Genomic DNA, 24,959 nt, shown 5'->3' on the forward strand with positions numbered 1-24,959 from the left:
GATGGGTAATGATGGAAAGAAGAGTGCCAATTACAGTTGAAGAGGCTGTCCGTAAAGTAATGGGATTTGCTAATTGTGGTGTAAAAGAACTAGTACCACTTGAATTAGCATACGGGCGAACATTAGCAGACGATTTAGTAGCGGATCACGATGTCCCTTCTTTCGATCGCTCGCCATATGATGGATTTGCTATTAGGGCAGAAGATACTTCGCGAGCAAGTCGTGAGAATCCAATTGTATTTGAAGTAATTGGTGAAATTGGAGCAGGTTCCGTATTCCATAAAGAAGTAGGAGCGTTTCAAGCAGTTCGAATTATGACAGGAGCACAAATTCCGAAAGGATGTAGCGCGGTCGTCATGCTAGAACTGACTCGTCATCGTCAATATGAGAATATCGGAAAAAGCTATATGGAAGTGAAACGCTCATTTAAAAAAGGGGACAATATATCCTTTCAAGGTGAAGATGCACGTAAAGGAACAGTTCTCGCAAAAAAAGGTTGTTACATTAATCCAGGTATTTCTGCTCTTCTTGCTACATTCGGTTACAGCGAAGTGCCTGTTGCGAAAAAGCCTGTCATTGGACTATTAGCGACTGGGAGTGAACTTCTCGATGTAAATGAAGAACTACAACCTGGGAAAATTCGAAATAGTAATACGTATATGATATCGTCTCAAATTCGAAGAGCAGGTGGAAGAGTAAAATACTTCGGGAAGTGGAGTGACGATTTGAATACGTGCTACGAAGCAGTGAAAAAAGCGTTAAGTGAAGTGGATATGTTAATTACAACTGGTGGTGTTTCGGTAGGAGATTATGACTATTTGCCAGCAATATATGAAAAGTTAGGTGCATCAGTTCTTTTCAACAAAGTTGCTATGCGGCCGGGAAGTGTCACCACCGTAGCGCAATTAAAAGGAAAATTATTATTCGGATTATCAGGTAATCCTTCTGCTTGTTACGTAGGTTTTGAATTATTCGTAAAACCTAGCATTCGTACGTATATGTTTAGTGAAAAGCCGCATGTAAAGCGAGAAAAAGCAATACTCGGAGAAGGTTTTCTAAAACCGAATCCATTTACAAGATTTGTACGAGCGAAGCTGAAGTATAACGGAGGACAACTAATCGCTTATCCATCAGGATTTGATAAATCTAGTTCCGTTTCTTCATTAGCAGAATCAAACATTTTTATCGTACTACTAGGCGGAACGAGAGGATATGAGAAAGGGATGTTTGTAGACGTTCTCTTATTAGAAGATAACGAAGGTAGTGAATGGCCTTGGACATTACGTAAAGTGGGGAGAGGTTTTGATGGGACAAGCACGATTTGAAATTGTAGATACTCCGATTGTAGTGGAAGAAGTAACGGATAAAGTGGCAAGAAGAGAAGCAGGAGCAATTACAACTTTTATTGGAACGGTTAGAGAATTAACGAAAGGAAAGCGAACGTTACACCTTGAGTATGAAGCATATAAGCCGATGGCAGTAAAAAAGTTTACTGAAATTGGAGAAGAAATTAAGGAAAAGTGGCCAGATGCGAAAATAGCAATCACGCACCGTGTTGGACGATTAGAAATAATGGATGTCGCAGTTGTCATTGCAGTATCGTCACCGCACCGTAAAGTAGCTTATGAAGCGAATGAATACGCAATTGAACGTATAAAGAGAATCGTCCCAATTTGGAAAAAAGAATTCTGGGAAGATGGAACGGAGTGGATTGAAGATCAGCTCGAAAATACTCCATATCAAGAAGGAAAACCGAAGAAAGAAGAATAAGAAGATGATTACAATTTTACTGTTCGCAAATTTACGAGAAGAAGTCGGTTCAGAGAAATTAGCAATAATAGAAAAACGAGAAATGTATGTTCATCAATTAAAAAAATGGCTGAAAAATAACTATCAATTACAGACGCTAGATAAAGTAATGGTTGCGATTAATGAAGAATTTGTAACGGACGAAGATATTGTAAAAGCCGGAGATATCGTAGCGTTTATCCCGCCTGTAAGTGGAGGTTAATTCTTTCTATTAGAATATCAAATTTTTTATATGTTAAGGAGGATCATTATGAGTGAATTTTCGCATTGGAATGAAGAAGGAAGAGCTAAAATGGTTGATATCTCTCAAAAAGATATTTCAACACGCACAGCTATTGCGCAAAGTACAATTTCATTATCGAATGAACTATTTGAAGCAATTCAAAGTGGTGGGTTGAAAAAAGGTGACCCGCTTCAAGTGGCACAAGTGGCCGGCATAATCGGTGCTAAAAAAACATCGGATATTATCCCTATGTGTCACCCTATATTAATCCAAGGAACAGACTTTACGTTTCATTATGAAAAGACAACTGATGGCTATGAGTTAATCATAAGAGTGACAGTAAAATGTAGTGGGAAAACAGGAGTAGAAATGGAAGCATTAACGGCCGTATCGATTGCAGCTCTTACTTTTTACGATATGTGTAAAGCAGTTGATAAAACGATGGTCATGAAAGAAACGTATTTAGTTCAAAAAACGGGTGGGAAAAGCGGAGACTCTTTTCACAAGATAAAATAATTACAATGGAAGGAATGTAAATGATGATTACTCACGAACAGATTATGAACGCGTTAAGCCATGTAGAAGATCCAGAGTTACACAAAAGTATTGTGGAACTAAATATGGTTAGAAATATAAAAATAGATGGTACCGAAGTTGGGCTAGAAGTAGTTTTAACAATTCAAGGTTGTCCGTTGAAAGCAAAAATTCAAAAAGATATTGAAGACTCCCTTCGAAACATTGGAGCGTCGAAAGTTTCCTTAACATTTGGTTCTATGACACCAGAAGAACGCGCGGCATTAACAGCGTCTTTAAAGAAAGAAGCTAGAACAGAAACAGGAATGCCTAGTATGCTTCGACCTGATTCAGGTGTGCGTTTTATTACTGTAACGAGTGGAAAAGGAGGAGTTGGTAAATCAACTGTGACGATTAACCTTGCTACTGCTTTAGCACGTATGGGCAAAAAGGTTGGAATTTTAGATGCAGATATATACGGGTTCAGTATCCCTGCTATGATGGAAACGAATGAAAAGCCAACAATGATTGATCAAACCGCGATTCCAGTCGTAAGTCACAGTGTTAAAATTATGTCGATGGGATTCTTCACAGAAGAAAATAATCCCGTTATGTGGCGCGGACCAATGTTAAACAAATGGATTCAAAACTTTCTTGCGAACACGCATTGGGGAGAATTAGACTATTTACTTCTTGATTTACCACCTGGAACAGGAGACGTTGCGATAGATCTCGCTGCAATGATCCCACAAGCGAAGGAAATAATCGTTACGACGCCTCATAATGTAGCTTCATTTGTCGCATCTAGAGTAGGAGTCATGGCAAAACATACGAAACACGATATTTTAGGTATCGTTGAAAACATGGCATATTACGAAGAACAAGATGGCTCAAGAAACTACCTCTTTGGAAAGGGCGGTGGCGAACTGTTAGCGGAACAACTGCAAACAGAAGTAATCGCCCAAATACCGTTTGCGAAGCGTGAAGAAAATAAAGGCTCATGTGTATATGATGAAGATTCACTCGTTGGAGAGCTGTTTACTTCTTTAGCGGAGGATATTGTTTATTATGAAGACTAGTATACAAAATAAGAGGAGAGATACATAGCGTATATGTATCTCTCTTTTGTCTTTTATGAATTGCTTACGGCTGTAGTAAATTAGAAATGTTTTGTGAAACTACATTAAGAACAATTAAATGCGTATTCTTTCTTAGGGCTGCCAAATATGTTCTTTTATAAATTGATATAGTCATTATTTTAAAGTTATTAAAAGGGTACGAAAACAAAAATGGAATTTTTACTACAGAGGGGGAAAGTAGGGACTGCCTGCTTCTATGCATGGATGGATTTTCTACCTAAGCGATAAGGGGGAATTTATTGTTTTAGATATATATAGATAAAAAGAACCTATCTATAAATAGAGAGGTTCTTTCATGAAACTAACTCAAATGGATTATTGTAATAATTTGGAAACCATTTGAGGAGTTTGGTTTGCTTGAGAAAGCATGCTAATACCAGCTTCGTTCAAGATTTTGAACTTAGTCATTTCAGACATTTCTTTCGCCATGTCAGCGTCTTCGATTTGAGAAGCAGAAGATGCCATGTTAGAAGCTTGGTTATTTAAGCTTTCTACATTGAAGTCTAGACGGTTTAATGTAGCACCTAAATCAGCACGGCTACCTGCGATAGATGCGATCATGCCATCGATAGCTTTAATTGCATTGTTAGCGTTATTGATAGCAGTAGTATCACTATCACCTTCAGTACCAGCTGATGGAGCGGCAGCTGTTCCGTCAGTGCCTGCGTTTGTTGCTGAGATAGAAATTTCGCTAAGTTTCTTTCCATCACCTGCTAAATTAGCACTGGTAACATTTGCTAGTTTGATATCGATAGTGCCGTTAATAGCAGGATTTGTAGCACCAGAATCAGTAGTATCAGAATCAGTAGTACCAGGATCAGCAACAGGAGCTGCTGGTGTTTTTGCAGCAGTTTTGGCTTGCCCATCATCATAACTATGGATTTTAATAGATCCATTATCACCATTTAATAATGTTTTTCCGTTAAATTGAGTGTTTGTTGAAATGTAATCAATTTGATCTCTTAATGCAGAAAATTCTTTTTCTAGTGCACCACGGTTTTCGTTTGTGTTTGTACCGTTGGCAGATTGAACTGCTAGGTCACGCATACGAAGTAAGATGTTAGATACTGAGTTCATTGCTGAATCAGCTGTACGAATCATAGAGATACCATCTTGTGTATTACGAGATGCAACACCTAATCCGTTTTCTTTTGCACGCATACGAGTAGCGATTGCAAGTCCAGCTGCACTGTTAATACGTTTACCGCTTGATAAACGGTTCATAGAAACGTTCATTTTGTCTTGATTTTGGCGCATGTATTCTTGTGTACGCATGCTATTAATGTTTGTATTGATTCTCATGTGAAGAACCCCCATTTTTTTATATTGATTTTTCTGCAAATTTAAAAATGGTAATATGCGAAAAAATCGATTTCGAATTTATTGTAAGTCTTGCTATATCAAGTGTCAACTTAAAATTTGAATTAATAAATATAAAAAAATAACAATTTAACAATTTAGTTGTTTTTTTATTACAAAGGATTATTGCAAATTTTTTTAAAAAAACCTAATATTAGATTATCTTCATTTACAGAAAAGGTGATGTTATGGTAGTTGGAAATATTGTAAAAGAAGTTCTTGCGTATAAAAAAGGACTAATTCAGCAAAAGTTAAGTAGTCCACAGGCGTTCGTTAGTAGTCGTTTTCAAGATCAATTGCAGAGTGAACCTGTGAAAGAGGCGAAGGTTACTCCGCAGCCGGTAAAAGTAGAGGATATGAGTCAGCCGGTACAATCTACGAAAATAGAAACGGTTGTTAATAAACCGGAAGAATCTATTAATAAAGTAGAGGAAGCGAGCAAGCCTGAGGAGACGGAGAAAGCTGAAACGAAACAAGTAGATGAAGTGCAAGTTGCACAAAAAGAGTTTGAGCGACGTTTCCCCGAAACGAAAAACGAGCCTGCTGATACGTGGGGATTAACGAATAAATATAATATTCAAAAAATACGTTCTTCCAATGAAGGTAAGTATGAGGATATTATTGATCGCGCTAGCCATACATATGGAATTCCGAAAACGTTAATTCAAAAAATGATTGAAGTGGAGTCTGATTTTAATCCGAAAACGGTGTCACATGCAGGGGCGATGGGGCTCATGCAGCTTATGCCAGCAAATGTGAAAGAGATGGGTATAAAAAATCCATTTTCACCAGCTGAAAGTATTGAAGGTGGCGTGAAAGAGTTAAGCGGTTATTTAAAGAAAAATAACGGTGATCTCGTATTGGCGCTTGCTTCTTATAATGCAGGCCCTGGTAATGTGAGAAAGTACGGAGGCGTACCACCATTTAAAGAAACGCAAGGATATATAAAGAAAATATTGAATATAGACGTTTCGAAATAAGAAATTTCATTTATATAAATAGAGAACATGATAGGGGAGTTGGCTAGATTTGAAACTACAAGATGATATTCCGTTAACGATTTATTTTGAAATCGGAAATACGAAAAAGAAAATTAAAGATCTGCTTCATATTACGAAAGGTACATTGTATCGTCTTGAAAATTCAACGAAAAATACGGTGCTTATTATGCTTGAGAATGAAGAGATTGGAACCGGAAATATTTTGACGAAGAATGGAAAAATGTACGTTGAAATTATTGAATTGAAAAGGTAGGGAAGGGGATTTTCATGAGTGGCGATAAATTAAGCCAAGAGCAAATTGATGCCCTGCTGAAGGCGGTAAATGAAGGCGAGGAAATGCCAGCTTTCGCACAAGAAGCAGGGAAACAAGATAAATTCCAAGAGTACGATTTTAATAGACCGGAGAAGTTCGGTGTTGAGCATTTACGTAGTTTGCAAGCGATTGCGTCGACTTTTGGAAAACAGACGTCACAGACGTTTTCAGCTCGTATGCGTATTCCGATTGAACTAGAGCCGTCGACTGTTGAGCAAGTTCCGTTTACGAGTGAGTATGTGGAGAAAATGCCGAAAGATTACTATTTATATTGCGTTATTGATCTCGGCCTTCCAGAGCTTGGAGAAATCGTAATTGAAATTGATTTAGCATTCGTTATCTATATTCATGAATGCTGGCTTGGCGGAGATAGTAAGCGTAATTTTACGATGCGCAGACCGTTAACTGCGTTTGAGTTTTTAACGCTTGATAATATATTTGCGCTTCTTTGTAAAAATTTACAACAATCATTTGAAAGCGTTGTTGCGATAAAGCCGAAATTTGTAACGACGGAGACAGATCCAAATGCGCTGAAGATTACGACAGCGAGCGATATTATTTCATTACTGAACGTAAATATGAAAACAGATTTTTGGAATACGACAGTTCGTATCGGGATTCCATTCTTATCTGTTGAAGAAATTATGGATAAGTTAACGTCTGAAAATATTGTCGAACATTCTTCGGATAAGCGTAAAAAGTATACATCTGAAGTAGAAGTGAAAGTAAATCAAGTGTATAAGTCTGTACACGTTGCGATTGGTGAGCAGAAGATGACAATGGGCGAGATTGAGCAAATTGAAGAAGGCGATATAATTCCGCTTCATACGAAAGTAACAGACCAACTACGTGGTTATGTAGATGGAAAACATAAATTTAATTGTTTTATAGGGAAAGATGGAACGCGTAAGGCGCTCTTATTTAAAAGTTTTATAGAGTAGGAGGATCCATATGAAACATGAAGTATCTCCTGTGTCATTAATGGGGTTGGAAAAATTTGCAAGAAAGCGAAATGAAGCGGGGAAGGCACATATTGATACCGTTTCAGATATTTCGATTGAACTTGGTGTAAAGCTTGGGAAATCATCTATTACGCTTGGTGATGTGAAGCAATTAAAAATTGGCGATGTTCTTGAAGTAGAGAAAAATTTAGGACATAAAGTAGATGTATATTTAAGCGATATAAAAGTCGGTATTGGTGAAGCGATAGTAATGGATGAGAAGTTCGGCATTATTATTTCTGAAATTGAAGCTGACAAGAAACATGCAGCGCTTATGAAGGCGCAAAATCAAATGCAGGATAAAGAGTAGAGGAGGAGTCATATGTCGTATATGACGACCTTATTTCAAGTCGTTTTACTGTTTGGTGCGTTCGGCTATGGTGCATATTATATGACGAAAAAGACGCGTAAACAGCAGTTTTTTAAGCAAGGTGAAAATGGCCATATTCAAGTGAAAGACGGCGTGTATTTAAATCATCAAACGAGCGCCTTTTTGTTTGAAGTGGACGGGAAGCAAGTGTTCACTGTTATTAGTAATAACGGTGTGCAATCTGTGCAATTAACAGGGACAGGAAATCAGTTTCAACAAGCACTAGAAGATGCGGTGAAGAGTGAAACGAAAAAAGTAGAGGATCCATCATGAGAATAAAGAAACAGTTATCGCTATTTGCCGTTATTTTCGCATTTTCTATTATTTTTTCATTTGTTTTTATAAATCCAGCGTATGCAGCCCCGAACGGTTTTATTAATTTCGAAAATGGAAAAGAGTTTACGAGTAATTCAAGTGTACAACTATTCGCGCTCGTTATCCTTCTATCATTATCTTCTTCTATCGTTCTTTTATTTACGCATTTCACTTATTTTATGATTGTTCTTGGGATTACTCGTCAAGGACTTGGGGTAATGAATTTACCACCGAACCAAGTGCTTGTTGGACTTGCATTATTTTTATCGCTATTTACGATGCAGCCAGTGCTTGGTCAGTTAAAGAGTGATGTGTGGGACCCGATGACGAAAGAAAAAATAACAGTAAGTCAAGCTGCGGAGACGACAGCTCCGATTATGAAAGATTATATGTCGAAGCATACGTATAAGCATGATTTAAAAATGATGCTGAAAGTGCGTGGAGAAGAGTTGCCGAAAGATTTAAAGGATCTTTCACTATTTACGCTCGTACCATCCTTTACGTTAACGCAAATTCAAAAAGGGTTATTGACGGGGATGTTCATTTATTTAGCGTTTGTCTTTATTGATTTAATTATTAGTACACTTTTAATGTACCTTGGGATGATGATGGTACCGCCGATGATTTTAAGTTTACCATTTAAAATACTCGTTTTCGTATATTTAGGTGGATATACAAAAATCGTCGATATTATGTTTAAAACGGTCGTCTGAAGCGTTTGATGCTATGTGATAGGAGTCATATAAATGAATACGTCACCAATTATAGATATTTTTCAAACCTTTTTTTATAAAGGGGTTATGATTTTAATGCCGGTTGCCGGCGTAAGTATGATTGTCGTTATTATTATCGCTGTCATTATGGCGATGATGCAAATTCAAGAGCAAACGCTGACATTTTTACCGAAAATGGCGAGTATTGTACTCGTTATTATCATTTTAGGTCCATGGATGTTTCAAGAGTTAACGACGCTTATTTTAGATTTATTTGATAAAATTCCATCGCTATTGCGTTCGTACTAAGATAGGTGAATTGAAATGAATATGGAATTATGGGCGGCGACGTTTTTTGCGTTTTGCCGCATTACTTCATTTTTATATTTTTTACCGTTCTTTTCAGGACGATCGATTCCTGCAATGGCAAAGGTTACATTTGGACTGGGTCTTTCGATTACAGTTGCCGACCAAGTTGATGTCTCTCACATAAAGACAGTTTGGGATGTAGCTGCTTATGCAGCAACGCAAATTGTAATTGGATCATCACTTTCAAAAATTGTAGAAATGCTGTGGAACATTCCGAAAATGGCCGGACATATTTTAGATTTTGATATCGGCTTATCACAGGCAAGTTTGTTTGATGTAAATGCAGGATCACAGTCTACTTTACTATCAACAATTTTTGATATATTTTTTCTCATTATTTTTATTTCACTTGGTGGCATTAACTATTTCATTGCCACGATTTTAAAGTCGTTTCAATATACAGAGGCGATTTCAAAATTGTTGACGACTAGTTTTTTAGATAGTCTAATCGCAACGTTATTATTTGCGATTACATCAGCGGTCGAAATTGCTTTGCCGCTTATGGGCAGCTTATTCATTATTAATTTTGTTCTTATTTTAATCGCAAAAAATGCACCGCAATTAAACGTTTTTATGAATGCATACGTGATTAAAATTACGTGTGGTATTTTATTTATTGCGATGAGTGTACCGATGCTCGGTTATGTGTTTAAAAATATGACAGATGTATTACTGGAAGAGTATACGACACTATTTAACTTTTTCTTAACAAAGTAGGGGGACGCGTATGGCAAAGGATAATAAAACAGAAAAGGCCACCCCGCAGAAGCGTAAAAAATCGCGTGAAGAAGGGAATATTGCCCGGAGTAAAGATTTAAATAATTTATTTTCCATTCTCGTATTAGCAGTTGTCGTTTATTTCTTTGGAGATTGGCTCGGTTATGAGATTGCCAATTCCGTAGCGGTGCTGTTTGATCAAATCGGAAAAAATACAGATTCGACCGAGTATTTTTATTTAATGGGGATTTTGCTACTAAAAGTATCGGCTCCTATATTAATACTCGTATACGCTTTTCATTTATTCAATTATATGATTCAAGTCGGTTTCTTATTTTCTTCTAAAGTCATTAAGCCGAAAGCATCACGTATAAATCCGAAAAACTATTTTACGAGATTGTTTAGTCGTAAAAGTTTAGTAGATATTTTGAAATCACTGTTTTATATGGGATTAATCGGTTACGTCGCTTACGTTCTTTTTAAAAAGAATTTAGAGAACATCGTCAGTATGATTGGATTTAACTGGACTGCGTCACTTACTGAAATTATTAGGCAAATTAAATTTATCTTTTTAGCTATTTTAATTATTTTAATCGTTCTTTCCATTATCGATTTCATTTATCAAAAGTGGGAGTACGAACAAGATATTAAAATGAAAAAAGAAGAAGTAAAACGAGAGCATAAAGATAATGAAGGGGACCCACAAGTAAAGGGGAAACGAAAAAACTTTATGCATGCCATCTTGCAAGGGACCATTGCAAAAAAGATGGATGGTGCAACGTTTATTGTAAATAATCCGACGCATATTTCAGTCGTACTTCGTTACAATAAACAAGTTGATGCGGCGCCAATTGTCGTTGCAAAAGGGGAAGATGAGCTCGCATTATACATACGAACGCTTGCCCGTGAACAAGAAATACCGATGGTGGAAAACCGTCCGCTCGCTCGTTCTTTATATTATCAAGTCGAGGAAGATGAGACGATTCCAGAAGATTTATACGTAGCTGTAATTGAAGTTATGCGCTATTTAATTCAAACGAATGAACTTGAAGTATAATAGCGCGTTTGGAGGAGATCTCTTTGTTTAAGATAGATTCTGCAAGAACTTATTTTTCTATCTTTTTAGCAGCGTCATTCGTAGTGGCGCTCTTAATTCCACTTCCACCATTTATACTTGATATTATTATCGTTTTTCTACTAAGTATGTCAGTGCTTATTTATATGCGAGCGACAAGTATTAACGAGTGGGATGAATTAAAGTCATTTCCAACGATGTTGTTATTAATCGGAATTTTCCGCGTATCGATTAACGTATCGACGACGCGAGCGATTTTGACAGACGGAAATGCCGGTCATGTTATTGAAGAGTTCGGCCAGTTCGTAATTGGCGGGAACTTATTAATTGGTATCGTTATTTTTACAGTATTAATCATATTCCAGTTTATCGTTGCAAACGGTGCATCTCGTACAGCTGAAGTTGCAGCACGTTTTACACTGGATTCTTTACCAGGGAAACAAATGTCTATCGATGCTGATTTAAACCAGCGCATTATTACTGAGAAAGATGCACAAGCAAAACGAAAAAAATTAAATATGGAAACAGAGTTTTACGGGGCGATGGATGGTGCAGGGAAGTTCATTAAAGGGGACGTTATTTTCGGGATCGTTATTTTATTCGTAAACATTATTTTCGGTTTAATTGTCGGTATGATGCAGCAAGGAATGAGTTTTGCTGAAGCAGCTATTCATTATACACAGTTAACTGTCGGTGACGGAATCGTAAACCAAATTGGTTCGTTAATGCTTGCAATTTCAACCGGTATTATCGTAACACGTGTATTTGACGGTTCACCGGATACAGTAACAGAAGGAATCTTTAAAGAGTTATTAGCACATGAAGTCGTTGTATATGCGCTTGGTGGTTTATTTATAGCAATGGGTATTTTTACTCCGCTACCATTTCTACCATTCGCACTCGTTGGTGGAACAATTATCTTCTTAGGAATTCGCAATAAAAACCGAATAAAGAAAGAAAAAGAAGACGAGCTTCAAAAAGAATTAGAAATGATTCAAGGCGAGGATGAGCAACTGCAACAAGTGGAAGATTCATTTGGAGTATTTACAGATAAATATCCAATTATTGTAGAACTCGGTTTAGATTTAGCAGCACTTGTAAAGCAGAAAATTAACGGGGAAACAGCTCGTGATAAAGTTGTTCTTATGAGGAAGTCGATTATTACTGACCTTGGTATTAACGTTCCTGGCATTAACTTTAAAGATAATACGAGTTTTAGACCACGTGGACGTTACATTATTCGTATTAAAGGTGCGAAGGCAGCTGAAGGTGTTTTAAAATCAGGTTATTTATTAGCACTGAAAACACCGAACGTAATGGCCGATTTAGATGCAGAACCAGCGAAAGATCCGATTTTCGGTGAAGATGGATATTGGATTTTAGAGCATATGGTACAAGATGCACAAATGAAAGGCTATCAAGTATTAGAGCCGCTTAGTATATTAATTACGCATTTAGATGTTGTCGTTAGACGTAATCTTCATGAGTTAATTCAGCGTCAACATGTAAAAGATTTAATTAACTCGCTTGAAAATGATAACGGCGTTTTATTAGAAGAGATTAAGAAGAAGGAAATTGACTTATCACTCGTTCAAAATGTTATTAAACAACTGCTAAAAGAAGGTATTTCTATTCGTGATTTACCAACTATTATCGAAGGTATTATTGACGGAAAAGAAATTTATCAAAATCATGTAGACGGTGTAACGTCATTCGTCCGTGAATGTATTTCAAAAGTGATCTGTGAAAATGCAAAAAATCCTGACGGTAAAATTTATGCGGCGCTCTTCTCAGATTCAATAGAGTTAGATGCGGATGTTGTAAATAATTCATACCAAGGTTACTTATTAAACTGGGATTTAGATTTAGAAACACGTGTTGTTGAACAAGTACAGCGTGTCTTTAAACAAGCTCGTTTAATGGGAAGAGAACCAGTATTATTAACGCGTAGAAAAGATTTCAGATTTGCGATTGTAAGACTTCTTGAGCGTTATCAAGTAGAAGCGCAAGTACTTTGTATTAGCGAATTAGCACCGGAAATTGTTGTAGATCAAATTGCCTATATTGAATAGTAGGAGGTGAAGTAATGGAAAGTACAGAAAAGAAAGAAGCGTTAATGCGAATAAAAGCAGCTTCGAAAAATGAATTGTATCGAAAGTTATTTGACCAATATGGTACAGATTATTATTACGTTGTCGATGAAAGTGTAAAACGAAACATCCCGTTTTTCTGGAAGAAGAATTATGAAATGCTAGTCGCTTTTCCTGAAGATAAAAAGGAAGAAAGTAAAAAAGGCATAGCCGAGTTTCATGACCAATTAATGGATGTTGTAAATGAATCTTCTGAAGAAATAGTGAAGGTAAATGGAATTCAATCGGTCTTGCACAATTTAGAAAACGTAACAACTTCTATGTCATACGCGGCGATGCAAACAGGAAATAGTGAAGAATGGGCAAGAAAGAGAAACTATTAAAGTTGTTTGAAAAAGGTATCGTCGTTGTGAAACAGACGGAAGAAGCGAAAGTAACGAAAAAGCAAAAAGTTGTGAAAAAAGTCGTTCCCGTCAAGAAAGAAGAAGTGGTTGTAAAAAAAGAAAAGCAAGAATCTGTACCGTTTATTATTCAAAAGGTAATTCGCATGCTAGAGCAAAACGATGTAGAACAATACTTCATTCATGCATATGCTGAAAAGTTAAAAGTGAAGTTTGAGAATGCGACGATGATTACAGAAGAAGAAGTGATCGGATATATATTGGAAGATATGAGGTCTCATTTCAATACGGAAAACGTATTTGAAAAAGAAGTGCAAACAATTGCATTAATCGGTCCAACTGGCGTTGGGAAGACGACTACACTTGCGAAAATGGCATGGCAGTTTCACGGTAAGAAAAAAACGGTCGGTTTTATTACGACGGACCACTCTCGCATTGGAACAGTGCAGCAATTACAGGATTACGTAAAAACAACTGGATCAGAAGTAATTGCTGTGCGAGATGAATCCGCAATGACAAGGGCGCTCACTTATTTTAAAGAAGAAGCGCGCGTCGATTATATATTAATGGATACAGCTGGGAAAAACTATCGTACGTCAGAAACGGTTGAAGAAATGATTGAGACGATGGGACAAGTAGAGCCAGACTATATTTGCTTAACGTTATCAGCTTCGATGAAAAGTAAAGACATGATTGAAATCATTACGAACTTTAAAGCTATTCATATTGATGGTATCGTATTTACGAAATTTGATGAAACAGCAAGTAGTGGTGAATTGTTGAAAATTCCAGCAGTATCATCAGCTCCAATTGTATTAATGACAGACGGACAAGACGTGAAGCAACATATACATATCGCTACAGCTGAACATTTAGCGAAACAAATGTTGCAAACATCATAGAAAAGAGGTGAAGGATAAGGCAACTGCCTTATTCAAACGAGTATGAACGGTCTTTATATAGGTTCTATGGGTATGATGAATTACATGCAGCGCATTAATGTTCATTCGAATAACGTTGCAAATGCTCAAACGACAGGATTTAAAGCAGAAAATATGACTTCTAAAGTATTTGATGTACAAGACACATATCGCCGTGGTGATGGAGCTGTGACAAATATCGGTTCGGTCGATTACGCTGTAGTACCAGCCGCAACGCATGTGAACTTAGTACAAGGAAATATACAAATGACAAATAGTGCTACAGATTTCTTTTTAGATGACGGTACAGCCGGTACAACATCATTTTTCGTTACATCTAAAAACGATGAAACGTTTTTAACGAGAGATGGTAGTTTTACAGTGAATAGTGATCGTTATTTACAAACATCTTCAGGTGCTTATGTTATGGATGTAAATAATGAACGTATTCGTATTCCTGAAAATGTTGATTTCTTCGTATCTAATAATGGAGAAATCTATAGAGAAGTTAACGATGGAACTTTGCAAAAACCAGATATTAAGAGAATAGTAATTGCACAGTTGCAAACAAAAACAGTAGATGCAGAAGCGAATGCACGTCTAATGCAAAGAGAGAATAAAAGCTTTACACTAGCAGAAGGAAACATTGCTGATTTACCGAACGGAACAGGGGCAGTAAAAAATCATATGCTAGAAAATTCAAATGTAGATATGACGAAAGAGATGGCAAATCTTATGACGAGTCAAAAGATGATTCAAGCATCGCAGCGTGTTATGACTTCATTTGATAAAATTTATGAAAAAGAAGCAAATGAAATATTGAAATAGGAGACTTCCGTTAACGGAAGTCCTTTTTTATTATTGCTTTTATTACAGTTACATCATAAAATGATAATGATTATCAATATCATTTTATCTATTTTCACAAGAATGGAATTTCATAATGACAGCAACATTTGTTTAACTAAGTGAATTAAAAACAAGGGGATGGTGTGTATATGTCTACAAAAAAACAACTTTGCATTGGATTATGTTTAATTTCTAGAAAGAAAGAGCAAGAGAGTGAGTTTAATTCGGGAATTGATGAACAAGTAGAGTTAGCGAAACAAGCAGAAAAATCGAAGTTAGATTTTGTTTTTAAAGCCGACTATTTAGTGGCGCATCCAGATTTAATTGCTCGTAATAAGGGGAATGTAATTTTAGATCCAACATTATTATTTACTGCTATTGCGTATGCAACAGAAAAAATTGGAGTTGTTACGACAGCTTCAACATCATTTTATCCACCATACATACTAGCGAGGCAACTACAATCTTTAAATTGGATTAGCAATGGCCGAGTAGGATGGAACATTGTCACATCAATTGACGGTGCTGAAAACTTTGGTGAGGCAGGGATGCCACCATCTGAGGAACGATACGCGAAAGCGGCAGAATGTACAGAGTTAGTAAGAAAACTTTGGAGGAGTCATCCTTATGAGGTTTTGAAAGAAGATAACGCAGATGTAATTAGAGAGATGGTAAAGCCTATTGAGCATCGTGGTGAGCATTTTGAGGTGAAAGGTCCACTTAATATACCGCAGCACATTTCTGGAGAAATGCCATTATTTCAAGCGGGTGCTTCAGAGTCTGGCCGGAATTTCGCTGCTTCTGTTGCGGATGCAATTTTTGCTGCAACGCCAGATGTGGAGTCAGGAATGGAACTGCGTCAAGATTTAAGAAGAAGAGCAAAGCAGCATGGGCGAAAGCAAGATGATATACGTGTATTACCTGGATTATATTTCTTTATAGGTGATACATATGAAGAAGCGCTAGAGATGCATAGGCAAGCTCATCAACATCTCACAATCGAGAAGAGATTTGCTTTACTTGAAATGGTACTCGGACTAGACACTAGAGGGATTCCGCTAGAAAATAAGATTACGGAAGAGATGCTGTCAAGTCGGGATCAAACCGTTCGCAGTAAAACACATGCCGAATTATTACGGAACTTCATCATTAAAAATGAACCAACCCTTGAACAAATACTAGAACGACCAGAAGTTGTTGGCTCCGCTCATTGGGTTGCGATTGGTACACCACAAGACGTATTCCAGCAAATTATGGATAGGTTTGAGGCAGGAGCGTTAGATGGATTTATTGCTATTCCAGGAGGACCTCCAAAGTCATTGGATCTATTCTTAAGTAGGGTCATTCCTTTATTTGTGAAGGCCGGTGTATTTAGGGAAGAGTATACAGGTTCTACTTTACGGGAGCATTTAGAGGGACATACCTCAAAAACATTGCAGTTAAAATAACAGGAGTGTTACGTACAAAAAGCCTTTCATAAGAAGGCTTTTTATTTTTGGGATTAAATTTCAGAATTATCAATTGACTTTATAGGTCTGTTTTTTTATATTAGTAGGTATACTAATAACTACTAACATACATGCATCGTTTTGAAATGAGAGTTATATAGATTGTGAGGGGTACTGATGGATGAAATTATAAAGGAATTACAAAAGTTAGGTTTTTCCCAGTACGAATGTAAAGCGTATATTGGACTATTAAAACATTCTCCAGTAACTGGGTATGAAGTGAGTAAACAGACAGGAGTACCTCGTTCTATGATTTATGAAGTGCTCGGTAAATTGATGGATAAAGGAGCGGTGCATATCGTTCCGTCAGAACCAGTGAAATATGTACCGGTACCAGCTACCGAATTAATGAATCGAATGCGAAAAGACTTTGAGAAGTCCTTTGAATTTTTAGATGAGAAATTAAATTGTTTAGAACAAGAGCGACAAATAGATGTAATTTCGCATATTCGCTCAAATGATCGTGTTGTAAAAGAAATATGCAATATAATTAATAGGGCAAAGGAAGAGTTATGGATTTCTGTATGGGAAGAACAAGTGCATGAAATTGAGCCATATATTCATCAAAAGGAAAAGGAAGGTGTACATATATTTTCAATCTTATTTGGTGCTCCGGATACAAAAATAGGCGCGACGTTTCACCATAACTATATGACGCCCCACGTTGTTGAAAAGAGAATGGGTGGTCATTTAACTGTTATTGCTCGTGATGGAGAGGAAGTATTAATAGCCAACTTCTCAAATGATAGCACTTCATGGGCCGTTACAACGTATGACCCAGCTTTAGTTCTCGTTGCTACAGAGTATGTGCGGCACGATATTATGGTCGAAGAAATCACGAAGGAATTTGGAGCTGATAAGTTAGATACGTTATGGCGTGAAAATATAGATTTAGTTCATGTCGTAACAGGAAAACGAACGATGGAAGGAATGGAGGATGATAAGGATGAGTAAAGCTCAGGCACATGTAGCTTTGCAGAGCGATGATACATTTCAGCAAGGAGTAAAAGATTGTTTACCAACTGTATTTGGTTATTTAAGCATCGGTATAGCAGCTGGTGTAATTGCAAAAACAGCAGGTTTCTCCATCATTGAAATTGCGTTTATGTCCACTTTAATTTATGCAGGTTCTGCCCAATTTATATTAGCTGGTATGTATGCAGCCGGTGCCCCTGCTTCAGCAATCATTTTCACCGTTTTTTTTGTTAATTTACGCCACCTTTTAATGAGTGCTGCCCTTGCACCATACTTTGCGAAACTTCCTCTATTAAAAAATGTAATGATCGGTTCTCAAATTACAGATGAAACGTTCGGCGTTGCAGTGCAGCACGCAGTGCAAAAAGGATATGTAGGCGAAAGATGGATGATCGGGCTTAATGTAACAGCGTATTTAAATTGGATTCTTGCTACTATTATTGGCGGGCTGTTTGGTGAGTGGATACCAGATCCGCATACGTACGGGATGGATTATGCATTACCAGCGATGTTCATCGGATTATTTGTACTTCAGCTAATAAGTAGTAAACCGAAACTAGCAATTCATTTAAGTGTAGCAATTGTAGCGATTATTATCGCATACGTTTCACACTTATTTATGCCAGATAGTATAGCGGTTATTATTGCAACACTACTAGCTGCGACGATTGGAGTGCTGATTGAAAAATGGAAATGAGATTAGATGTATTATTACTATTACTAGCGGCAGGAGCTGTCACACTAGTGCCGCGTATTTTGCCTCTTCTCGTATTTAGTAAACTACAAATTCCAGACTGGGGTTTAAAATGGTTAAATTACATACCAATTGCGATATTAGCAGCACTTTTAGCACAAGTATTATTTATGCATGAGACGATGCAGTGGGATTATCTTATCGCGGCAATTCCAACATTTCTTGTCGCAATCTATACTCGTAGTCTATTAGGCACCGTATTAACTGGAGTGATTGTGATTATTTTGTTACGTTTCTTTTTCTAGAAAGGATTCGGCTCGCATAATAGCGAAAGGTGTAATAACAAAAAAGATATAGGGGTGGTGTTATGATACTTTTAACGATAGGAGCAATTTTGTTAACGTTATTTATTTTCTTTATTATCGGCTTCATTACGTTTATGATGTTTGTTGATAAGGCGACACCTCAAATTTATTATACACCTTGTGAATCAGTGACAGTGAAATCTAAAGGTAAAAATAGAAGGAAGAAAAGTTGATATCGTGCTTTTCTTCCTTTTCTTTTACATTCCTGAAAGAACTAACAGCAACGCCCCGAATAGAAAACTAATAAAAGAAAGAAAACCGATACATATCGAGAACACACGATTATTTCTCCATTCGCGCCAGAAGACGATAAATCCTAAAATGCAAAGGAAAAACCAAATGGGTAAAAATATGAACTCACTCATTTTCTTGGGGAGTAACGAATAAAAAGTTGTTACATATAGTATCCAATTTGTCAAAAATAAAATACAAACGATAATGGATTGTGAATAGGGGCGTTTTAAAAATTTCTCATTTTTAACTGTTATAAAAATGAGAGTTAGCGCTGATATAAAGGCAATGATTATGAAAATAAGTAAGAGTAATGTAAGGGGCATTTGAACCTCCTTTATAAGAGTGGTTTCATAAGAAATGAGTCTATTAAATTGTATACTTGTTTTGTAGAGTGTTCGTTATATTTTTCAGTGTATGGATTTAAAAATCCATGCTCACCTTGTATTTGTTTTATTTCTAATAAAGGATTATCTTGTTGCTGTAATGTTTTCGTTAAGGAGGATACTGAAAAACTAATTTCTTTTTCAGGAAAAATCAGTAATGTAGCACATGCAGGTTTCATGTGAACATAATCGCGTATACGAGAACCGTAACATCCAATAATAAAATCTAGTTTTGGATTGTTACTACATAGCCATGAGATGGTAGCTCCAACGCTAAAGCCGATAAGTCCAATATGTGTGTAACGATTGCAAAGGCTATGAATGAGTCCCTCAATTTGCTTTTTTCCACCATCAAAGCCAATGTGATACATAAAATATTGGTATGCTTTTTCTTCATTATTATAATGAAATGGCTGTTGTAATTGTAGAAGATTAGGACAGAATACATCTATATGAGATGAAGTGAAGTGATCAATGACGTGATGCATATGGTCGTTCACACCATATATTTCATGAACAGCAATGAGAGCTAATTTTTTCTTCATCGTTACAATCTACCTCTATGAAACTTAAATTCTTTCTCAACAAGGCATATGCGCAAGTGGAAGTTTTCATACCATTGCTCACGGCCTCTTTTTTTCGCTTCTTTATGTAAGGCGTTCTGTTTCCAATTTTCAATTGCCTCAAGTGATTCCCAATAAGAAATTGTGATACCGAGTCCCGAATGATCTCGTGCACTTTCTACACCTAGAAATCCAGGTTGCTGTTTCGCAAGTTCCTCCATTGTTTCGGCAACGGTACTATAATCTGTTGTATCATTTGATAAATTAGAAGTGAATATAACCGCATAATAAGGTTTGTTTTTTTCTAAATCAGATTTCATTGTCTTTCCCCCTTAATGTGTAGTGCGAATAATTAATCCATAGTTTGTATTTTAGCAGGTCACAAAAAGAAAAGAAGTAGAAAATTCTTATTTTTTCATCCCATGTAAAATAGAGGATAGAAGAAATTTATAGTAAATAATCTAAAGGAAGAAAAATGCCACCTCAGAAAATTGAAGTGGCATTGCTTATATTTCCTCTAAGCTATTAACTGGAACTGTTAATTCGCGTTCTGGATTCGTTGCATCATATATGCGGGCGGTTTCGTTGCTTTCATCAACGTGTTGAATCATAACAGGCATTCCTTGAAAACTAACATTAGCTTCTTCTGAGGACTCAGAAAGCTCTTTTGCTCGTTGTATATTCATTTATATTCCTCCCATCATTATTATCTTTGCAAAAAAGGAGGGGTAATATACCATTTCGAGACATTCTTAAAGTTTTTGTATTATTTGTAATGTTCCCTTAATAAATGATGAAAAGATGGAATCCGGATAAGGTTGTATTTTTTGAGCTGCTTCGATTGCTTCTTCAAGCGCTCTTTGCTTATCGTTAAGTTTTACATAACAAAGGGCACGATATGCACCTGCTGTTGTAAGCCATGCTTGATCAAGTGGATGCATCATATAATCTGGTATTTTAGCACGTTGAAAAGCTTCCAGAGCTTCCTCGTATTTCTTTAATCCGTACAAAGCTTTTCCAGTTTCGAGGTAATACAACCCATCTTCTTGGAAAATCGGTTCGTCTTTTAGTTTTTCTCGAAATTGTTCTACATGTTCTAATGCAATTGTATATTCTTTAGTAATCGTGTTGTAGTAATACGCTTTTAATATATCTACGATCGCAACGGATAAAGTGTCTTCTGTAAAAATGGCGAATTGCTCAGATTTCTTAATGTAATGTAAATACTGTTCTTTATCAGCCGTCATGACTTTTTGATAAGATAATATGCGATAAAATTCATCTGTTTTATAATACACTTGATGTTTTTTTGAAAATGCTAATGCTTCTAATATGATTTTTTCACATTCCTCATATTTGCCACATGCGAGTAAAATAATGGCTTCTTTTAAGCACAATCTGATATGTATAATAAGATCCATTTCTAAATGGTTCGCTTCATAATCATCTCGAATACGAGCAATAAGCTGCAAACATTCCTCATACTTTTTACGTGAGAATAACGTATAAGAAAATGTTAATTTTGTTTCAGTACTGTCTCTGTATAAAGTATATTTTTCAAAAATAGAAGTTGCTTTTTCAACGTAAGACTCAATGCTGTAATCTTTCATTATAGCTGCTCCAGTAATAAATTGTTTATATAATCGGGCAGTATTTAAAGTGGGAGGGAGTTCCTTTTGAACGATAGGAAGTAAAGTTTCATACACCTTATCACATTTATTAGCCTTTATAAGTTGATCCATTTGTTGAATGAGTTCTACAATTTCTACATCATCATCTTCTAGTAAAAAACTCGTTTCGCACCCAAGTTTTTCAGCGATATATTGTAATGTTTTCATGGAAGGTGTAGCTTTTCCATTTTCAATTTGACTAAGCATGCTTTTTGTCAATTCGGAACCTGCTAGTGCTGTTTGTGTAAGTTTTTTTTCTTTTCGTAATGCTTTAATTTTTTCTCCGAGAGTTGCCATATTATTGCTCCTTTATAATTAAAAAAGTTAAATACAATTTAACTTTTTGTTGTAAAAATTTGAAAGTTAATTATATAATAAGTTTAACACAATTTAACTTTTGAGGGGAGAGTGTCATAATGGGGGATGTAAGTATAGTTCCAAATGATTCAAAAATGAAGATTGCAACGAGAAATATTATTTTAATGATGATTGGAAAGATGACGTCTTTGCTAGGGGCAGGTATTTATACGTTCGCAATGGGGTTATACGTATTAAAGACAACTGGTTCAGGGATGGGGTTCGCTACTACGCTCGTTTGCGGATCACTTCCAAGGATGATCTGTGGTCCGATTGCAGGTGCTGTAGCAGACCGTGTTAATCGAAAATGGCTTGTCATTGGCACTGATTTATTAAGTAGCTTAACGATGCTTATTATGTTTATTCTTGCTACTATATTTGGACCATCACTTCTTTTTATTTATATTTCAGCAGCATTATTATCAATTTGTGCAAGTTTTTATTCTGTTGCATTAACTTCGTCTATTCCGAGTTTAGTAGATGAGGGGCGTATTCAAAAAGCGAGTGCTTTAAATCAAACGGCAGCTTCTTTATCAAATATTTTAGGTCCGATTATTGGTGGAGTTGTATTTGGTTTCTTTTCAATTAAGTCGTTCTTTTTGTTAAATAGTATTACGTTCTTTTTAGCGGTTATTTTGCAATTATTTATTGTATTTGATTTATATAAAAAAGAAGTGGCTGAGAGTAAAGAGCATTTCTTGACGAGTATAAAAGAAGGTTTTTCATATGTAAAACGACAGCATGAAATATATGGTTTAATGAAAATAGCATTGTGGGTAAACTTTTTTGCGTGTGGGCTAACAGTTGCACTTCCATACATTATCGTCCATACATTGCATTTATCTTCAAAGCAACTCGGTACTGTAGAGGGAATGTTAGCAGTCGGGATGTTAATGGGTGCGATTGCTTTATCAGTGCGTAAAGAAGTGAATAATCTGTTTCGTTCTATTTATAGTGGACTGTTTTTATTTGCGGGTTTGAGTTTATGTACAGTTTTCCCGTTGTTAGTTACCATTCCGAAAGTAGCAAGTTTTATTTACTATATTGCTTTTATGATGTTAACTGGTATATCAATTATGATTGTAAATATTCCGATGCAAGTACATATGCAAAAGACGACAGATCCGAGCTATTTAGGGCGTGTGTTCGGCCTACTTGAAACAATTGCTACTGCAATCGCACCGCTCGGTATGATTGTATATGGATTATTATTAGATATATTACCTACTAGCATTGTTATGATGACAATAGGTGGAGGATTATTGTTAGTTGTATTAGTTGGAGTAAAGCAGCATATGGCGAAAAGAAAAGTAAATGTGTCAGCTTAAAAGAAAATTTTAATAAAATAAAAATGACCAAATTAGTATTTTAGTTTTTGAAACTCTTTTTCATGTATGTTAAAGTAAAGTGAGCAGGCAAAGAAAAGGAGAAAACATCATGAAAAAATTAAGTTTTGTTATGCTTTTTCTGTTAGTCGTAATGACTGGATGTAGCAATTATGACACGTATATTGAAACAGGTATGCAATCATTGAAAAATGAAAAATATAGTGATGCGATTATGTGGTTTGAAAAAGCGGAAAAAGAGAAATCAGGAAATGAAGCGAAGGCATATAAAGAAGTCGCTCAGTTATTGGATCACGGTGCGACAGCATTAAAAGACGGTAAGTATTTAGAAACGAAAGACATTGCAAATGAAGTGTTACAAAAGAAAAAAGACGATGCACTTGAGAAAGCTGTGAAATCAAATGCAGAAAATATGCTTCAAAAAGCAAAAGATGTTGAAGAAAAAGTAAATGAAAGAGTAGCGAAACGAAAAAAGATAGATGAAGAAGGAATCGATAAATTGATTAAAGCTGTGGATAGTATAGATGATGTAAAAGAAAAAGAGAAGAAAGTTTCAGAAGCATTAGATAAGGCTGAAGAGGCACAAGTAAAAATTGAGGAAAAGAAAAATAAATAGAGTTATAGTTTAAAAGGCTGTCGTGTATAACGACAGCCTTTTAATTTTTTTCTGCAAAAGAAGTAATGCTATGTAGTAAAAAAGAAATTATTTTAGAATCCCACCTGTCCTCATGATGAATGGTATAAATATTACGCTGAAATTCAAAATCAGGGATCGGTATATAGCATAGCTCATTTCGCTGTACTTCTTGTTCAATAGCAAGTTTAGAAATAAAGGCGACACCATTACCATATTTTAAAATTTGTTTTAACGTTTCTAATGAATCTAATTCAATTTCAGATTGGAATGTAATGTTATGTGCTAACGTCCATTGTGTAAGTAAATCTCGGGTTGTAGATGGGTTACGATGCAATAGTATACGCTCCTTCTCGATATCTTGTAAGGATACATTTTCTTTTTTAGAAAAATGATGTTCTTTGGAAAAAGCAAGGACAAGTGTATCAGGTATTATATTCGTTTGTTTTAAAAGTGGTTCATCAAATGGTGCAGCAGAAATTATCCCGAGATCAATTTCATGATTTTGTAGCATCGTTCGAATTTCAGGAGCTGTTTTTACCATGAGTGTTATTTTTATATTGGGAAATTCGCATTGAAATTGGTGTACAACTTCTGGTAAAAGATAAGTCGCTGGTACATAACTAGCACCAATTGTTATAGCGCCTTTATTAAAATCTTTAAACTCTTGTGTGACCCGCCTAGCTTCTTTCATAAGTGCATCTATTTTACAAGCATAATGATGCAATGCCTCTCCAGCCTCTGTTAAGAAATATCTTCCAGAACGTAATTCAAATAAAGACACACCGAGTTCCTCTTCTAAGCTTTTTATATGAAAGGTAATAGTAGGTTGTTTAACACCAAGTTTTTCTGCAACAATCGTAAGCTTTTTGTATTTCTTAATAAGCACTACAATTTCTAATTTTAAGAGATTCATGATAAGTTGACCCCTTTTTCTTCTAACTATAGAAAAAATCTATAGAAATAAATAGTTTATTAGAGATTTTTTAATTTAATCTTTACAGTACATTAACATTCAGTATAAATCTTCCAGATAGAATGAAAGCAGGTTAA

General features: G+C 36.0%; 30 protein-coding genes and 1 pseudogene. 24 read left to right on the plus strand and 7 right to left on the minus strand.

Annotated elements, in window-relative coordinates; translation table 11 throughout:
- Positions 1 to 11 precede the first annotated feature (11 nt).
- Genes glp through LUS72_RS08385 form a run of 5 tightly spaced genes read left to right on the plus strand, consistent with a single transcriptional unit; the run spans position 12 to position 3,624 of the window.
- A complete protein-coding gene (glp, locus tag LUS72_RS08365; RefSeq protein WP_097831849.1) occupies positions 12 to 1,325 on the plus strand; it encodes a molybdopterin molybdotransferase MoeA in 1,314 nt (437 codons plus the stop codon).
- Positions 1,306 to 1,770 carry a molybdenum cofactor biosynthesis protein MoaE gene (locus LUS72_RS08370; RefSeq protein ID WP_098361693.1) on the plus strand — a complete coding sequence of 155 codons (465 nt, stop codon included), beginning with the start codon at positions 1,306 to 1,308 and terminating at the stop codon, positions 1,768 to 1,770. Before glp ends, LUS72_RS08370 begins: the two co-directional genes overlap by 20 nt.
- A gap of 4 nt (positions 1,771 to 1,774) precedes the next feature.
- Positions 1,775 to 2,011 carry a molybdopterin converting factor subunit 1 gene (gene moaD, locus LUS72_RS08375; RefSeq protein ID WP_097831625.1) on the plus strand — a complete coding sequence of 79 codons (237 nt, stop codon included), beginning with the start codon at positions 1,775 to 1,777 and terminating at the stop codon, positions 2,009 to 2,011.
- A 48-nt stretch (positions 2,012 to 2,059) separates the two neighbouring features.
- Complete coding sequence (moaC, locus tag LUS72_RS08380; RefSeq protein WP_097831624.1) at positions 2,060 to 2,548, plus strand: cyclic pyranopterin monophosphate synthase MoaC; 489 nt, start codon at positions 2,060 to 2,062, stop codon at positions 2,546 to 2,548.
- Positions 2,549 to 2,568: 20 nt separating this feature from the next.
- Positions 2,569 to 3,624, plus strand: a complete 1,056-nt coding sequence (locus LUS72_RS08385) for an Mrp/NBP35 family ATP-binding protein (protein WP_264448793.1) — start codon at positions 2,569 to 2,571, stop codon at positions 3,622 to 3,624.
- Positions 3,625 to 3,999: 375 nt separating this feature from the next.
- Here the strand turns inward: LUS72_RS08385 and LUS72_RS08390 are convergent, their stop codons facing one another.
- A complete protein-coding gene (locus tag LUS72_RS08390; RefSeq protein ID WP_264448794.1) occupies positions 4,000 to 4,986 on the minus strand; it encodes a flagellin N-terminal helical domain-containing protein in 987 nt (328 codons plus the stop codon).
- A gap of 245 nt (positions 4,987 to 5,231) precedes the next feature.
- On the opposite strand from LUS72_RS08390, the gene LUS72_RS08395 reads away from it, so the two are divergent.
- The 17 genes and pseudogenes from LUS72_RS08395 (at position 5,232) to LUS72_RS08475 (ending at position 18,892) form a co-directional block, all read left to right on the plus strand.
- Positions 5,232 to 6,023 (plus strand): lytic transglycosylase domain-containing protein, encoded by a 792-nt coding sequence (locus LUS72_RS08395; protein ID WP_097831622.1) that lies wholly within the window; start codon positions 5,232 to 5,234, stop codon positions 6,021 to 6,023.
- 49 nt (positions 6,024 to 6,072) lie between these two features.
- A complete protein-coding gene (locus tag LUS72_RS08400; protein ID WP_097831621.1) occupies positions 6,073 to 6,297 on the plus strand; it encodes a flagellar motor switch protein FliN in 225 nt (74 codons plus the stop codon).
- Positions 6,298 to 6,311: 14 nt separating this feature from the next.
- Positions 6,312 to 7,298 carry a flagellar motor switch protein FliM gene (gene fliM / locus LUS72_RS08405; protein WP_097831620.1) on the plus strand — a complete coding sequence of 329 codons (987 nt, stop codon included), beginning with the start codon at positions 6,312 to 6,314 and terminating at the stop codon, positions 7,296 to 7,298.
- A gap of 10 nt (positions 7,299 to 7,308) precedes the next feature.
- Positions 7,309 to 7,668 (plus strand): flagellar motor switch protein FliN, encoded by a 360-nt coding sequence (locus LUS72_RS08410; RefSeq protein ID WP_097831619.1) that lies wholly within the window; start codon positions 7,309 to 7,311, stop codon positions 7,666 to 7,668.
- 12 nt (positions 7,669 to 7,680) lie between these two features.
- On the plus strand, positions 7,681 to 8,001 hold the full coding sequence (locus LUS72_RS08415) for a flagellar motor switch protein FliN (protein WP_264448797.1): 321 nt from the start codon (positions 7,681 to 7,683) through the stop codon (positions 7,999 to 8,001).
- Positions 7,998 to 8,756 (plus strand): flagellar type III secretion system pore protein FliP, encoded by a 759-nt coding sequence (locus LUS72_RS08420; RefSeq protein ID WP_097831618.1) that lies wholly within the window; start codon positions 7,998 to 8,000, stop codon positions 8,754 to 8,756. The genes LUS72_RS08415 and LUS72_RS08420 overlap by 4 nt, the downstream gene beginning before the upstream one ends.
- A 33-nt stretch (positions 8,757 to 8,789) precedes the next feature.
- Positions 8,790 to 9,065 (plus strand): flagellar biosynthetic protein FliQ, encoded by a 276-nt coding sequence (locus tag LUS72_RS08425; RefSeq protein ID WP_001098085.1) that lies wholly within the window; start codon positions 8,790 to 8,792, stop codon positions 9,063 to 9,065.
- A gap of 15 nt (positions 9,066 to 9,080) precedes the next feature.
- Entirely contained in the window at positions 9,081 to 9,842 is a 762-nt protein-coding gene (locus LUS72_RS08430; protein WP_097831617.1) for a flagellar biosynthetic protein FliR, read from the plus strand.
- A 10-nt stretch (positions 9,843 to 9,852) separates the two neighbouring features.
- The gene (gene flhB, locus LUS72_RS08435) at positions 9,853 to 10,899 is read left to right on the plus strand and encodes a flagellar type III secretion system protein FlhB (protein ID WP_264448801.1); all 1,047 of its coding nucleotides are present in this window, start codon (positions 9,853 to 9,855) and stop codon (positions 10,897 to 10,899) included.
- 23 nt (positions 10,900 to 10,922) lie between these two features.
- Positions 10,923 to 12,989, plus strand: a complete 2,067-nt coding sequence (gene flhA / locus LUS72_RS08440; protein ID WP_264448803.1) for a flagellar biosynthesis protein FlhA — start codon at positions 10,923 to 10,925, stop codon at positions 12,987 to 12,989.
- Between the two features lie 14 nt (positions 12,990 to 13,003).
- Positions 13,004 to 14,310 (plus strand): annotated as a pseudogene (locus LUS72_RS08445) (ATP-binding cassette domain-containing protein).
- Positions 14,311 to 14,352: 42 nt separating this feature from the next.
- The gene (locus tag LUS72_RS08450; RefSeq protein ID WP_097831613.1) at positions 14,353 to 15,156 is read left to right on the plus strand and encodes a flagellar basal-body rod protein FlgG; all 804 of its coding nucleotides are present in this window, start codon (positions 14,353 to 14,355) and stop codon (positions 15,154 to 15,156) included.
- 170 nt (positions 15,157 to 15,326) lie between these two features.
- A complete protein-coding gene (locus LUS72_RS08455; protein WP_097831612.1) occupies positions 15,327 to 16,625 on the plus strand; it encodes an NtaA/DmoA family FMN-dependent monooxygenase in 1,299 nt (432 codons plus the stop codon).
- Between the two features lie 177 nt (positions 16,626 to 16,802).
- Entirely contained in the window at positions 16,803 to 17,639 is an 837-nt protein-coding gene (locus tag LUS72_RS08460) for a TrmB family transcriptional regulator (protein ID WP_097831611.1), read from the plus strand.
- A complete protein-coding gene (locus LUS72_RS08465) occupies positions 17,632 to 18,357 on the plus strand; it encodes an AzlC family ABC transporter permease (RefSeq protein ID WP_097831610.1) in 726 nt (241 codons plus the stop codon). The genes LUS72_RS08460 and LUS72_RS08465 overlap by 8 nt, the downstream gene beginning before the upstream one ends.
- Entirely contained in the window at positions 18,348 to 18,659 is a 312-nt protein-coding gene (locus tag LUS72_RS08470; protein WP_000425942.1) for an AzlD domain-containing protein, read from the plus strand. Before LUS72_RS08465 ends, LUS72_RS08470 begins: the two co-directional genes overlap by 10 nt.
- 62 nt (positions 18,660 to 18,721) lie before the next feature.
- Complete coding sequence (locus LUS72_RS08475; RefSeq protein WP_000602235.1) at positions 18,722 to 18,892, plus strand: DUF3951 domain-containing protein; 171 nt, start codon at positions 18,722 to 18,724, stop codon at positions 18,890 to 18,892.
- Positions 18,893 to 18,916: 24 nt separating this feature from the next.
- Here the strand turns inward: LUS72_RS08475 and LUS72_RS08480 are convergent, their stop codons facing one another.
- The 5 genes from LUS72_RS08480 to LUS72_RS08500 all read right to left on the minus strand — a co-directional run bounded on the left by LUS72_RS08480 (position 18,917) and on the right by LUS72_RS08500 (position 21,866).
- Positions 18,917 to 19,276, minus strand: a complete 360-nt coding sequence (locus LUS72_RS08480; protein WP_097831609.1) for a hypothetical protein — start codon at positions 19,274 to 19,276, stop codon at positions 18,917 to 18,919.
- Positions 19,277 to 19,287: 11 nt separating this feature from the next.
- On the minus strand, positions 19,288 to 19,881 hold the full coding sequence (locus LUS72_RS08485) for a dienelactone hydrolase family protein (protein WP_097831608.1): 594 nt from the start codon (positions 19,879 to 19,881) through the stop codon (positions 19,288 to 19,290).
- A 2-nt stretch (positions 19,882 to 19,883) separates the two neighbouring features.
- Positions 19,884 to 20,219 carry an antibiotic biosynthesis monooxygenase family protein gene (locus LUS72_RS08490; RefSeq protein WP_097831607.1) on the minus strand — a complete coding sequence of 112 codons (336 nt, stop codon included), beginning with the start codon at positions 20,217 to 20,219 and terminating at the stop codon, positions 19,884 to 19,886.
- Between the two features lie 186 nt (positions 20,220 to 20,405).
- Positions 20,406 to 20,585 carry an H-type small acid-soluble spore protein gene (locus LUS72_RS08495; protein WP_097831606.1) on the minus strand — a complete coding sequence of 60 codons (180 nt, stop codon included), beginning with the start codon at positions 20,583 to 20,585 and terminating at the stop codon, positions 20,406 to 20,408.
- Positions 20,586 to 20,651: 66 nt separating this feature from the next.
- The gene (locus LUS72_RS08500) at positions 20,652 to 21,866 is read right to left on the minus strand and encodes a helix-turn-helix domain-containing protein (protein ID WP_097831605.1); all 1,215 of its coding nucleotides are present in this window, start codon (positions 21,864 to 21,866) and stop codon (positions 20,652 to 20,654) included.
- Between the two features lie 119 nt (positions 21,867 to 21,985).
- Between LUS72_RS08500 and LUS72_RS08505 the strand changes: the two genes are divergently transcribed.
- Positions 21,986 to 23,254, plus strand: a complete 1,269-nt coding sequence (locus LUS72_RS08505; RefSeq protein WP_097831604.1) for an MFS transporter — start codon at positions 21,986 to 21,988, stop codon at positions 23,252 to 23,254.
- Positions 23,255 to 23,363: 109 nt separating this feature from the next.
- The gene (locus tag LUS72_RS08510) at positions 23,364 to 23,888 is read left to right on the plus strand and encodes a COG3014 family protein (RefSeq protein WP_097831603.1); all 525 of its coding nucleotides are present in this window, start codon (positions 23,364 to 23,366) and stop codon (positions 23,886 to 23,888) included.
- 40 nt (positions 23,889 to 23,928) lie between these two features.
- Here LUS72_RS08510 and LUS72_RS08515 read toward each other — a convergent pair whose 3' ends face one another.
- Positions 23,929 to 24,822 carry a LysR family transcriptional regulator gene (locus LUS72_RS08515; RefSeq protein WP_097831602.1) on the minus strand — a complete coding sequence of 298 codons (894 nt, stop codon included), beginning with the start codon at positions 24,820 to 24,822 and terminating at the stop codon, positions 23,929 to 23,931.
- Positions 24,823 to 24,959 lie beyond the last annotated feature (137 nt).

Source organism: Bacillus cereus, assembly GCF_025917685.1.
Classification (GTDB): Bacteria; Bacillota; Bacilli; order Bacillales; family Bacillaceae_G; genus Bacillus_A; species Bacillus_A cereus_AT.